General features: G+C 43.2%; 12 protein-coding genes. 2 read left to right on the top strand and 10 right to left on the bottom strand.

All coding sequences use genetic code 11. From position 1 onward, the window contains the following. The first annotated feature begins 336 nt into the window (after positions 1-336). A complete protein-coding gene (ispE, locus tag A3O17_RS00510) occupies positions 337-1,206 on the top strand; it encodes a 4-(cytidine 5'-diphospho)-2-C-methyl-D-erythritol kinase (RefSeq protein ID WP_064212485.1) in 870 nt (289 codons plus the stop codon). Positions 1,207-1,372: 166 nt separating this feature from the next. Here the strand turns inward: ispE and A3O17_RS00505 are convergent, their stop codons facing one another. The 9 genes from A3O17_RS00505 to A3O17_RS00465 all read right to left on the bottom strand — a co-directional run bounded on the left by A3O17_RS00505 (position 1,373) and on the right by A3O17_RS00465 (position 10,049). Continuing rightward, entirely contained in the window at positions 1,373-2,221 is an 849-nt protein-coding gene (locus A3O17_RS00505; RefSeq protein WP_064212486.1) for an alpha/beta hydrolase, read from the bottom strand. Positions 2,222-2,323: 102 nt separating this feature from the next. After that, positions 2,324-2,575: a Veg family protein gene (locus A3O17_RS00500; protein ID WP_057826954.1), complete on the bottom strand. Its 252-nt coding sequence runs from the start codon at positions 2,573-2,575 to the stop codon at positions 2,324-2,326. A gap of 99 nt (positions 2,576-2,674) precedes the next feature. Next, a complete protein-coding gene (rsmA, locus tag A3O17_RS00495; protein ID WP_064212487.1) occupies positions 2,675-3,556 on the bottom strand; it encodes a 16S rRNA (adenine(1518)-N(6)/adenine(1519)-N(6))-dimethyltransferase RsmA in 882 nt (293 codons plus the stop codon). Continuing rightward, the gene (gene rnmV / locus A3O17_RS00490; protein WP_155728894.1) at positions 3,546-4,121 is read right to left on the bottom strand and encodes a ribonuclease M5; all 576 of its coding nucleotides are present in this window, start codon (positions 4,119-4,121) and stop codon (positions 3,546-3,548) included. Before rnmV ends, rsmA begins: the two co-directional genes overlap by 11 nt. A gap of 16 nt (positions 4,122-4,137) precedes the next feature. Continuing rightward, positions 4,138-4,905, bottom strand: a complete 768-nt coding sequence (locus A3O17_RS00485; RefSeq protein ID WP_064212527.1) for a TatD family hydrolase — start codon at positions 4,903-4,905, stop codon at positions 4,138-4,140. A 91-nt stretch (positions 4,906-4,996) separates the two neighbouring features. Then, positions 4,997-7,027 (bottom strand): methionine--tRNA ligase, encoded by a 2,031-nt coding sequence (metG, locus tag A3O17_RS00480; protein ID WP_064212488.1) that lies wholly within the window; start codon positions 7,025-7,027, stop codon positions 4,997-4,999. Positions 7,028-7,101: 74 nt separating this feature from the next. Beyond that, complete coding sequence (locus A3O17_RS00475; RefSeq protein WP_064212489.1) at positions 7,102-7,803, bottom strand: NAD-dependent protein deacylase; 702 nt, start codon at positions 7,801-7,803, stop codon at positions 7,102-7,104. 21 nt (positions 7,804-7,824) lie between these two features. Continuing rightward, the gene (locus tag A3O17_RS00470; protein ID WP_064208562.1) at positions 7,825-8,787 is read right to left on the bottom strand and encodes a hypothetical protein; all 963 of its coding nucleotides are present in this window, start codon (positions 8,785-8,787) and stop codon (positions 7,825-7,827) included. After that, on the bottom strand, positions 8,784-10,049 hold the full coding sequence (locus tag A3O17_RS00465) for a hydroxymethylglutaryl-CoA reductase, degradative (RefSeq protein ID WP_064208563.1): 1,266 nt from the start codon (positions 10,047-10,049) through the stop codon (positions 8,784-8,786). Before A3O17_RS00465 ends, A3O17_RS00470 begins: the two co-directional genes overlap by 4 nt. Before the next feature lie 79 nt (positions 10,050-10,128). Between A3O17_RS00465 and A3O17_RS00460 the strand changes: the two genes are divergently transcribed. Beyond that, positions 10,129-10,887 (top strand): substrate-binding periplasmic protein, encoded by a 759-nt coding sequence (locus A3O17_RS00460; protein ID WP_064212490.1) that lies wholly within the window; start codon positions 10,129-10,131, stop codon positions 10,885-10,887. A 35-nt stretch (positions 10,888-10,922) separates the two neighbouring features. Here A3O17_RS00460 and trpS read toward each other — a convergent pair whose 3' ends face one another. Beyond that, entirely contained in the window at positions 10,923-11,939 is a 1,017-nt protein-coding gene (trpS, locus tag A3O17_RS00455; RefSeq protein ID WP_064212491.1) for a tryptophan--tRNA ligase, read from the bottom strand. Between the last annotated feature and the right edge of the window lie 81 nt (positions 11,940-12,020).

The raw sequence follows: 12,020 nt of genomic DNA, 5'->3' as shown, positions 1-12,020 counted from the left end.
TGATTTAATGTTTCATTCTATTAATTATTAACGTAAGTTTGCTCTTCTCTTAATAATTAACCCCTATATCATTTTATTCTTCGTATAAGAATAAATATTCGGTTTTTAATACGAATGACGTCATTTTACCATTATCTGGCAATTTAGTCAACGCTTACTTACGGATAAAATCGGGAAAAACACCCGGTTAACCCTTATCTTATCTAATTTTTATGATAAGATTATTTTAATCATTAAATTAAAAAAATGCAATTTCTAAATTATGAATTATGGTTTAAAACTTTTTGAAAAACATATATAATAAAAATTAATTATTAGGTGAAATGAGGAGGTCCCATGGAAACTTTAGAAAAGGCACCTGCTAAGTTAAATCTTAGTCTTGATGCCCTTTTCCGGCATCTTGACGGCGATCCTGAATGGCGGATGGTCATGACGGCAATCGATTTAGCGGATTATGTTCACATTGAAACGCGTGATGACTCGAACACGATCCAGGTTCAGACAAATACCGGCTTTCTTCCGCAAGATCAACGAAATTTAGCATTTCAAGCAGCGAAAAAGCTTCAAGAACTTTTTCAGATCGATCAGGGAGTAATGATCACCATCGACAAGCACATTCCCGTTTCGGCGGGAATGGGTGGCGGGTCAGCTGATGCTGCCGCCGTGTTGCGCGGGCTTAACAAGCTTTGGAACCTTAACCAATCGTTAACGGACCTTGCTCGCATCGGCCTTGAAATTGATTCCGACGTTCCGTTTTGCGTGTATAGCTGTCCGGCCCTTGTTGAAGGCAAAGGCGAAAAAATCACCCCGTTAAACGATTTGACTTCCTTATGGTTCGTTGTTGCTAAACCGAAGGCCAGTGTTTCAACGCCGACCATTTTAAAACAAATTGATTTCAGTGAAATTCAGCACCTGAACGTTGAAAGCGTCGTTGAAGCAATTCAGCAGCAAGACTGGAAACAATTAACCGCAAGTATGGGAAATTCACTTGAACCGATCACGATTCAAAAATACCCTGAGATCATCCGAATCAAAGAAAAAATGGTCAAATTTGGTGCTGAAGCTGCCCAAATGAGTGGAACGGGGCCAACCGTTTTTGGAATCTCGACCAAACAATCGCGGGCCCAGCACATTTACAACAGCTTACGGGGCTTTTGTAACGAAGTTTACCTTGTACGCCCGTTTAACTTGAAAAATTGTAATTAAAAGAAGATGTGACAAAACATTAAAAACGAGCGTGGTGGAAGCAGAAAAGCGAACGAATCGCGCCAGCGTAGATTCGGAGGTTTTCGAACTTCTACTCAGCTCGTTTGTTTTGGAACCCGATTATGCGAATATAGCAAAAAGGTTGTGTCTTTGACACAACCTTTTATTAGTTATACAGCAGCTTTGCCACTTTCATCAGGACTTTTGGATCTTGGTGCAAAGCGGAGTGTTTGATTCCATAAAACATTACGGTCTTACATGATGACCACTTCGGATTTAAGATCGTTGCTAAAAATTCAGACTGAACATTGGGAACTGAAGTATCTGTATGATCACGGTAATCAGCCATCACGTTATAAAACTTGATTGACGAACACGGCGTTAAATCCCGATACTCCCGTTTCAATTTACGATATTCCGCATCCGTTAAATGCTCTCGCAGTGCTTGCGGATACGTTACCTTATTCGTAACGCCTTCATTAACCGGCGTTCCCATCAAAACAACCTTATTGAACTTCACGTTTCGCTGGATCCATTTTGATTGTCCAAGGGCATGTAAAAATTCAGTTCCGCCCCATGAATGACCAACGATGTTCAATTCATTGATTCCATATTTATTATGCAAGATCTTAATAACCTTGATCGTCCAATTCGTTTGCGGATTATACGTTTGGGCAAGGTTCCAGTCAAATAAAAGCTGAATCATCGCATTCTTTTTTCCTTTAACTGACCCGGAAACATGCACCGTACCGGTCGGCGTTACATGGATCGTCATTGTTTTTTGCGCAATGTTTTCTTTTTGATAATAATTGATCAATTTATTATACGTGTAATTACTGCCGCCAAATCCATTGATCAGCAGCGTTGGGACATCTTGATAATGAATGTCACTTCGCAATTTGTCTTGCCGCAACGCTTTTTGCGGACTGGGGACCAATAAGATCATTTGAACAACCAACGCGATCACAATAATTCCAATCAAAATCTGACCGATCCGTTTCCCGATTTTCTTCAACTCAATTCCTTCATTCTTGTAAAATAAAAAGTATCTACTTCATACTATACCGCGGAAAGCGGCATTCGTATGAAATAGACACTTCTAATCGTTATTCAAAGGCTATTCTTCAGCCTCTTCATTTTCAAATTCAAGTTTGATATTTTGAGTTAAAACATCCGTGTAGCTGTATGAAACACGCTCAACTGCACTTTCATCTTTGTCGAGTTCAACTACAAAAACAGCTGGAAATGTTTCGCTCAGTTTACCTTTACGGGTCAAGATCTTCTTGCGTCCAACATGAGACGTAACGGTCAGTTTCTTTCCAATATGACTATCCAACATCGACTTAATTTTTGCTAAAGTGCTTGGCATGTGCTTCATCCTCCCGTCAGCGTACACTATACCACACACGAAAGAAAATCTCAATTTTAGCACAAATCTTTAACAAAAAGCAATAAATTACCCCAATTTCTAATCATTTTCTATTAATCCATTAGATAAATCTATAAATTGACTAATTGTCAGCCGTTCAGCTCGAATCGATTTTTCAATTCCAACCTGTACAAGAACCTTTTCTAACCGTTCCTTGGTTGCCGGATCCTTCCCGTAAATTCCCAAAAGATTATTCCACAAACTCTTCCGCCGGTGAGCAAAGCTGCCCTTTACCAGTTGCATAAATGCTTGCTCATCTTGGGGCTGTTTGACCGGCTTTTGCGGGGTCAGGCGAACAACTGCTGAATCGATTTTCGGTTGCGGAACAAAAACCGTCTTGGGAACAATAAAGGCGATCTTGGCATCGGTATAATACTGAACCGCAATTGAAAGGGAACCGTAGTCCTTTGTTCCCGGTTCCGCCGTTAACCGTTGCGCAACTTCCTTTTGCATCATCACAACGATCGCATCAAAGTGAATCCCGCTTTCTAACAAATGCATGATGATCGGCGTCGTGATGTAGTACGGCAAATTGGCAACCAATTTCAACTGATGATGGCCATCAAAATGGGCTTCAATTTGCTGTTCAAGGTCCGCCTTTAAAATATCTTGTTGGACAACCGTGATGTTATCATAAGGCGCTAACGTTTCCTTTAATACCGGGATCAACCGTTCATCAATTTCAAAGGCCATTACTTGATGAGCGCGTTTAGCAAGCTGCTCGGTTAAGGCTCCGATTCCAGGCCCCACTTCGATCACATCATCATCTTCGCTAATTTCAGCCGCATCCACAATGTTATGCAGCACGTTGATGTCCGTTAAGAAATTTTGGCCTAAACTCTTCTTAAAGTTCAGCCCGTACGTTTCCATGATTGCCCGTGTTCGGGTCGGATTAGCAATTTCAATTTCATTATTCTTCATGCTGATCACCGTTTTCCATTTGCTGTTCAACCTTTTGCATTGCATCTTCAAAATCGCCCGGGGTAATTTCAAACAACCGCAACCGCTTATAAAGTTGCTTGCCGTTCGTATAGCCAATATTTAAAATTTCACCCAGTAACTCCCGACGTTTCTTGGCCGCCGGACCATTGATCAATCCCTTGGCCGCCAGCGTTTCACGTGAAATCATCGCTGGCGCATCCGGAACTTCCGTGTAAAGATTTTTCAATGCTTCGCGGATCACTTCGGGGCTTGCATGTTCAACGCCTAAACTTCCTTGATGAACCGGAACGGCATCTTTCCGTTTCAAAAAAGCATGTTTGACTCCTGGGACTGCTTCGCGAATCGTTTTCCGAATTTTTTCACCGGAGTAATCAGGGTCAGTGAACACGATCACTCCCCGTTTTTCTTGTAATTCCGCAATTTGGTCAAGGGTTTCATCACTAATTGCTGATCCGCGGGTCTCGATCGTATCGGCATTCACCGCCATTTTAATTCGTTTGGTATCGTCTTTACCCTCAACGACAATCACTTCTTGAATTTTCATTTTATCTTCCATCATTTTACTCATTGATTTTCAATACTTTCTTTGCATTCTGACTTGTTTGCGCAGCCAACTGATCAACGTTTTCGTTCCGCAATTTCGCTAAGAATTCGACCGTATACCGGGTCATTCCTGGTTCATTGCGTTGGTTGCGATACGGCATCGGCGTCAAATACGGGGCATCCGTTTCAACTAGCATCCGATCAGCCGGAACATATTTGGCAGCTTCTTGAACTTCCTTGGCGTTATCGTATGTTACGACACCGCTAAATGACAGGTCCATTCCAAGCTCAAGGAACTGTTGGGCCCACTGCACGTCACCGTTAAAGCTGTGCATAATGCCGCCATACTTAGCCCCATCGTTTTCTTTGATCACGTCATAGGTATCTTCAAACGCATCCCTGTTATGAACGCTGATCGGTAAATGAAATTCATGGGCAAGTTTGATCTGCTTCTTGAAAATTTTCTTTTGCAAATCATGGTCGACATCGCAATGATAGTCCAGGCCAATTTCACCAACGGCCTTCACTTTCGGTTCGATCATATAAACCCGCAACTGGTCTTCAAAATCATCATATTTGGCTGCATCTTCCGGGTGAATTCCAACTGCCCCGTAAATATTCGGGTACTGGTTGATCAATTTCACCATTTTGTCAGCACTTTCACCGTCGTAGCCCAATACAAGCATTGAATCAACGTTCAATGCCTTTGCCCGGTCAATGACGTCTGGAATATCATCATCAAATTCGTGGGAATTGATATGGGTATGCGAATCGAAAATTGAAATCATTTTCCTACTCCTCTCATTTTTATGAAAAAAGACTGGACATTTTTCAGTTTCAACTCAACCTGCCAGTCTTTTCTCCCAATTTTAGATTTTAGCCAACGATTGAACCGTTTGGAATAATTTCTGGAACGGTCAAAAGTTGAACCTGATCGCCAAATTCAGCTGAAAGTAACATTCCTTGACTAAGTTCGCCCCGCATTTCACGCGGTTTCAAGTTCGTCACTGCAATTACTTTCTTGCCAACCAATTTTTGCGGTTCAGGATACCAGCTTGCAATTCCTGAAATGATTTGCCGATCGCCTTCATCACCTGCATCTAACCGGAATTTCAATAACTTGTCGGCATTTTCAACCTTTTCAACCGCCTTGATTTCGCAAACCTTCAATTCGACTTTTTCAAACTTATCAAACCGAATTTCTTTCTTCGTTAAATTCAACGTTGTTTTTGAAGGATCAAATGCATCTTCCTTGTTAACCGCCATGTTCTTCCGGCCCTTTGCCTTTTCGTTGGCAGTCATCATTGATTGCATGTATTCAATTTCTTCGCCTTTATCAAGCCGCGGGAAGATTGGTGTTCCCTTCTTCACAACTGTTGCCCCGGCTGGCAAATCAAAGTATGAAAGATCCTTGATCTCCATCTTGTCAGTTGCTAATCCTAACTGTTCAAAAATTTGTTGCGGTGCATGGGTCATTACCGGTTGCAAGAGAATTGCAATTACCCGTAAGCTGGCTGCTAAGTGAGCCAAAACGCTGTCTAATTGGGCAGTTGCTTCGGCTGATTCATCCTTGGCAAGCTTCCATGGTTCCGTTTCATCAATGTACTTGTTTGTCCGTGAAACAAGTTTCCATAAGTTTTCAAGAGCTTTTGCAAAGTACGTCTTGTCCAAGTCATCACAGTATTCTTGAATTGCCGTTGCGGCTGTTTCTTCAAGATCCTTATCAAATGGCGTCACATTGCTTTCAAGGGCTGGAATCTGCCCATCCCGGTACTTATTGATCATTGCGACCGTCCGGTTAAGCAAGTTCCCAAGGTCGTTTGCCAAATCAAAGTTCATCTTTTCAACAAAGTCTTCCGGAGTAAACCGGCCATCATTGCCGAACGGAACAGCCTTCATTAAGTAGTAACGCAATGCATCTAAGCCATAGCGGTCAACGATCGTTTCCGGATAAATAACGTTCCCCTTCGACTTCGACATCTTACCGTCTTTCATAACTAACCAGCCATGACCGACGATGTGTTTTGGCAATGGCAAATCTAACGCCATCAAAATGATTGGCCAGTAAATTGTGTGGAAACGGACAATTTCCTTTCCGACCATTTGAATGTCAGCCGGCCAGAACTTCTTAAACAGGCTGTCATCCTTTGAGCCATAGCCTAAAGCTGTGATATAGTTGCACAGCGCATCGATCCAAACATAAACAACGTGTTTTGGATCTGACGGAACCTTAACGCCCCAGTCAAAACTGGTCCGGGTCAAGGCTAAGTCTTCCAACCCTGGTTTAATGAAGTTATTCAACATTTCCTGCTTCCGTGAAGCCGGTTCAATAAATTCAGGATGTTCATCATAGTATTGAACTAACCGGTCAGCGTACTTGCTCATCTTAAAGAAGTAGCATTCTTCTTCAACTAATTGAACTTCATGCCCTGATGGAGCGATTCCGCCAGTCATGTTGCCATTTTCATCCCGGAAAACTTCCTTCAACTGTGATTCAGTAAAGTATTCTTCATCTGAAACTGAATACCAGCCCTTATACGTTCCCTTGTAAATGTCGCCTTGTTTCAACAACTTTTCAAAAATTTGTTGAACAGCTGCTTCATGATAGTCATCCGTTGTCCGGATAAACTTATCATTGGTGATTTCAAGTTTCTTCCATAATTGCTTGATATCCGCAGCCATTTGATCAACGTATTCTTGCGGCGTGATGCCCATCTTCTTGGCTTTTTGTTCGATCTTCAAGCCGTGTTCATCCGTTCCCGTCAGGAAAAATACATCGTATCCTTGAAGCCGCTTGTAACGGGCTAAAACGTCACATGCAATTGTGGTGTATGCATTTCCAATGTGTAACCGCCCTGATGGATAGTAGATTGGTGTGGTTACGTAAAATGTTGGTTTGTCTGCCATGTTCAGCTTCCTTTCTCCTTGAATGTGAAATCAAATTTCAATCTCAAAAAATCATTATTTTTAGTATATCATAGTCAGGCCTTAACTTGAGCGAATTCTTGCACCGCATCGTTAACGATCATCGTGGTTTGCGGCGGAACTTGAATCGGTTCCTTGTTGACCGCCGCAATTTGAGCGTCCGGACGGCGATACTGCAGTAAGCCTGCAAACGGATAAACAACAAATGAAGTTCCGACAACGACGATCAAATCGGCCGCTTGAATGGCTTGAATCGAGTGTTCAAGTTTCTGCTGATCGATTCCTTCACCATAAAGGACGATCTGACTGCGCAAAATGCCACCGCAATTCCGATGATGCATATCTTTTAAATATTCATGCCAATCAACCTTTTGGCCGCACTTTTGACAAACAATATTATATAAATTGCCGTGAAATTCAATCAGCGAACCCGGTGCCGGATCAGCTTGAGCATGCAAGCCGTCAATGTTTTGGGTAATGATCGTTGCCCGGCCTTTCCGGGTCAACGCCGCCATTTTTTGATGGATAATGTTGGGTTGAGCATCCGGATAAAATAAATTATGGATCACAAAGTCATAATTTACTTCCGGTTCATTCACCAAACAATCGTGGCTTAATAAGTATTCTGGGGTTTGCCCATGCGAATACAATCCATTTTTTGAACGGTAATCCGGAATTCCCGATGCCGTTGAAACTCCCGCACCGGTCATAAATACGATCTGGCGGGCATTTTGAATCAAATCATTTAGTTTTGTCATTTAACCGCCTCCGTTTGATAATTAACGTTTCAAGTATGGGACCCCGATTGAATCTAAATATTCTCCAACCGGGGTTTCATAAATATGCCGAAATTCAACTGACCGCTGTTGTTCGCTGCCTTTCGGTTCAGGAATAACGAACACATTTTGCTGATCATTTTTCATGCGGCCAATGTAAGCCGTCCGAAAATGCAGATTTTCCTTCATATCAGTGTGGAAGATTTCAAATAATTGCCGCACTTCCAGCCGTAACTGGCGGTTACTTAAAACCGGCGTTAATGAAACGTACGAATTCAAGTTCATCTCATACAGACCATAACTCTTCAGCGCTTCATCAAAGCCCTTATACAACTTCACGATTGCCCGCCGAACGTTGAAGGCGGAATCAAGCGGCTTAGCCGTTACAATTGCATACAATTTTTCGGCTTGCGCAGTTGCTTTCGGGTATAATTCCCGCAATTTCGGTAAAATATTATCCTGTTGGTCCTTAAAGAAAATCAACGCATCAAGCAAGTTGACCGTCCGTAAAACCATCCAGTCATCCTGGTGATCTTGCGGTTCTGGTTTTAAGACCGCCAAAATGCCTTTAAAGTATAAGTCTTCGACCTGATCATCGATCAAGCCCAATTCGCGTTGCCGGTCATAAACGAAGAAGTGCATCAAAATATCATACAGTTCCATTCCCGTAGCGGTGTACTTCGTATCAAGCTTTTGCCGCCCGCTTTCCAAATTAAAGGCGATCTGTGGCAACTTTTCAAACATCAACATAAAGTGCAACAATTCATGCGAAACAATGTAATTCACGTCGGTTTGATCTAAAACATCGATCACTAATTTTCCGTTGCGTAAAAAGTGTTGGGCCTGGTCGTGCCGCACAAAGCCCGATTTTTCGTCATGGTATTGGATTTCAATCCCATTCGGTTGAAGCGTTTCTGCTTTCTTGATCAATTGTTGAACTTTTTCATTTAATTGTAGTTCTGTCATTCTTTTTCCTCACGTATCTTTCTTAATAAAACTTCCGCAGTGTGTGAATCCCGGGCATGCTGTTCTTCAAGGGCATTAACAAGCATTGGAATTTCATCCTTGGTTGCGCCGACTGACGCCGCCAAACTCTTCAGTTGCAACCGCATGTGACCGCGTTGAATCCCATCGGTTACCAATGCATATAAGGCCGCCAAATTTTGGCCTAAACCGACAGCAACAATGATCTGGGCTAACTGAACAGCACTTTCGATTTTCATCAAATGGTGATTGATCTTCACTAACGGCACAATTTTAATTGAACCGCCAACCGAACCAACCGGCATCGGCATTGTCAGGTCACCGATCAGTTGATCGCCGTCAATCCGCCATTGACTCAATCCGCGGTACTGGCCATCACGGGCGGCATAGGCATGGGCTCCGGCTTCAATGGCCCGCCAATCATTTCCACTGGCAATCACGACCGCATCGATTCCGTTCATGATTCCCTTATTGTTGGTTGCCGCGCGGTACGGATCAAGGTGGGCAAAGCGGCTTGCCTGAGCAATTTTCGCAGCTGCCGTTGCCCCATCGATCTTTTCCTTTGCTAAACCCACAACCGGAATTTCAACATGGGCCGTAACTAAACATTCCGTTGCATAGTTGGACAAGATGCTCATCAAAATGTCCTGATGCAAAGTTGACCGAATTTCATCAGCAACCGCTTCAAGCATCGTGTTCAGCATATTCGCGCCCATTGCTTCTTGAACATCAACCGCCATATCAAGCGACAGCATATCATCAGCCAAAACCCGGGTTCGGATCCACCGGGCACCGCCCCCGCGTTTCACGATCGATGGATGAGCGTGATTCGCAATTGCTAGAAATTCATCCTGGCGTTGATTGATCGTTTCGACGAGCTGATCCATTGCCGTTACGTTCTCAATCGCAATTTGACCGATCATCAAGCGTGATAATGACTTGGTTTGAAATCCGCCGCCCAACTTAACCAGCCGGGCACCATTACTGGCCGCTGCAACCACTGACGGCTCCTCCGTAACCATCGGCACGACATATTCTTTGCCGTTGATCACGTAGTTCATCGCTAAGCCTTCAGGAAGCTGGTACTGCGTTACAAAATTTTCGATCATCGTATCGCCAAGGGTTGGGTCGACGGCTTGCGTTTCAAGCTGATCGATTTCCTTTTCATCCAGAAACCCGTTTTCTTTCAAAATCGCCAGCCGCTTTTGCCACGGCTTTTGATAGTATTTATTGAAGCACTGCATTCTTTTTACTCCCTGTTCTCAATTCTTTGTTAAACTAATTATATAATATCTTGAAAAAGTTTTCGCGGAGGGCATTATTTTGAAAAAAATTACGCGCCTATTGGTTTCGCTGCTGACTTTAATTGGGATCAGCGGACTCTTTTCACGAATCGAAGCCGCCCCGGTTTTAAAGGTCGGAATTCAAACCGAAGCCACCAATCACAACTCAAGTGCATTTGACCGGCGGCTTGCGCTTCAAATTGGGCAAAAGCTCCACCGAAAGGTTGTAATTCGCCAATACCGGCAGCAATCTCAGCTGGAAGAAGCTGTTGCTGACCACCAACTAGACCTGGCAATGGGCTTTTCAACCCCAAAATTGAAAAACGTTTATCAAACGCAGCCTTACCTGTACATTAAAAATGTGATGCTGAGCACGAAAGCCCGCTCATTGACCGGTCTTCAAAATAAAAAGGTTGGAATTTTGGGCGAAAGCGGACAGGAGGCAATGTTAACGCAACTGCAACTTAAACCGCAAAAGTTTGCGACGGTCGATCAGCTGGTCAACGCCCTTGACCAAAATCAAGTTAAGGCAATTTTATTGAACCAATATCAATATAACCTTTACCTTGATAAGCATCCGGAACGGGAAAAGGCAGCCCAGATCAACAATTCGAGTTTAAAACTACCGCCATTTAAAAAGGTTAGCGATCCGCAAATTTTATCGCAGCAACTGTTTGCCATTACAAACGATGACCAGCTTGCCAAACAAGTTTCACAAGTCATCAACAGCTTGCGGATGAGCGGAACATTGACGAAGTTGTCGGCCAAGTATTATCAATATAATTATGCGTTTAAGTAAAAATGACATTCAGAATTTTCTGAATGCCATTTTTATTATCCAAAATAATCAACGCCGATCGCGTGCCGCACTTCTTCAAGGGTTTGGTTTGCAACCTCGTTGGCGTGTTCGCTGCCTTTTTTCAACATATCGTAAACCGCTGGAATGTCTTTGGCGAATTCTTCCCGTCGTTGCCGAATTGGTCCTAAGACATTTTCAAGGACTTCATTCAGGTAACGTTTGATTTTCACATCGCCCAATCCGCCGTGCTGATATTGGGCTTTCAATTCAGCAACTTTTTCCTTATCATCATCAAAAATGTCAAGGTAGGTAAAGACCATGTTGCCTTCGACTTGCCCTGGATCTTCAACGTGAATGTGATTTGGATCCGTGTACATTGACATGATCTTTTTCCGCAATGTGTCTGCGTCATCTGAAAGATAAATTGCATTGCCTAACGACTTGCTCATCTTAGCATTGCCGTCTAATCCTGGAATTCGTCCTGAACCCTTTGGTGGGAAAACGCCTTTGGGTTCGACTAAAACATCGCCGTAAATTGAGTTGAAACTCCGGACAATTTCCCGCGTTTGTTCAAGCATTGGTTCCTGGTCATCGCCGACTGGCACAAGGCTGGCCTTAAATGCCGTAATATCGGCTGCTTGGCTGACCGGATATGTAAAGAATCCAGCTGGGATCGACCGTTCAAAGTTCTTTTGCTGAATTTCAGCCTTGACGGTTGGGTTCCGTTCCAACCGCGAAACCGTAACTAAATTCAAGTAGTACAGGTTCAATTCTGAAAGGGCTGGAATTTGGGATTGAACAAAAATCGTTGATTTGGATGGATCCAAGCCCACTGCAAGGTAATCCAATGCAACTTCGATCAATGATTTGCGGATTTTTTCCGGATCACGCGCATTATCCGTCAATGCTTGCTGGTCGGCAATCATGATGAACGGCGTGTATTTCCCTGTATTCTGCATTTCAACCCGGTTCTTTAATGAACCAACATAGTGTCCGATGTGAAGTTTGCCGGTTGGACGATCACCGGTTAAAATTACTGGTTTTTCTGCCATGATAAAATTCCTTTCTTTTCCTTGACCATCAAAAAAATCGCCCCATCATTTCTGAATAGGGCGATTTTAACCGTGGTACCA

Origin of the sequence: Ligilactobacillus aviarius, from assembly GCF_001654615.1 — a bacterium.
Lineage (GTDB): Bacteria > Bacillota > Bacilli > Lactobacillales > Lactobacillaceae > Ligilactobacillus > Ligilactobacillus aviarius_B.
This window is presented reverse-complemented; position numbering and strand designations above follow the sequence as displayed.

Bases quoted from the DNA above. Each gene is read 5' to 3' on its own strand.
- ispE (WP_064212485.1), top strand. From the start codon at position 337: ATGGAAACTTTAGAAAAGGCACCTGCTAAGTTAAATCTTAGTCTTGAT.
- A3O17_RS00500 (WP_057826954.1), bottom strand. From the start codon at position 2,575: ATGCCAAGCACTTTAGCAAAAATTAAGTCGATGTTGGATAGTCATATT.
- rsmA (WP_064212487.1), bottom strand. From the start codon at position 3,556: ATGAAGAATAATGAAATTGAAATTGCTAATCCGACCCGAACACGGGCA.
- rnmV (WP_155728894.1), bottom strand. From the start codon at position 4,121: ATGAAAATTCAAGAAGTGATTGTCGTTGAGGGTAAAGACGATACCAAA.
- metG (WP_064212488.1), bottom strand. From the start codon at position 7,027: ATGGCAGACAAACCAACATTTTACGTAACCACACCAATCTACTATCCA.
- A3O17_RS00475 (WP_064212489.1), bottom strand. From the start codon at position 7,803: ATGACAAAACTAAATGATTTGATTCAAAATGCCCGCCAGATCGTATTT.
- A3O17_RS00470 (WP_064208562.1), bottom strand. From the start codon at position 8,787: ATGACAGAACTACAATTAAATGAAAAAGTTCAACAATTGATCAAGAAA.
- A3O17_RS00465 (WP_064208563.1), bottom strand. From the start codon at position 10,049: ATGCAGTGCTTCAATAAATACTATCAAAAGCCGTGGCAAAAGCGGCTG.
- trpS (WP_064212491.1), bottom strand. From the start codon at position 11,939: ATGGCAGAAAAACCAGTAATTTTAACCGGTGATCGTCCAACCGGCAAA.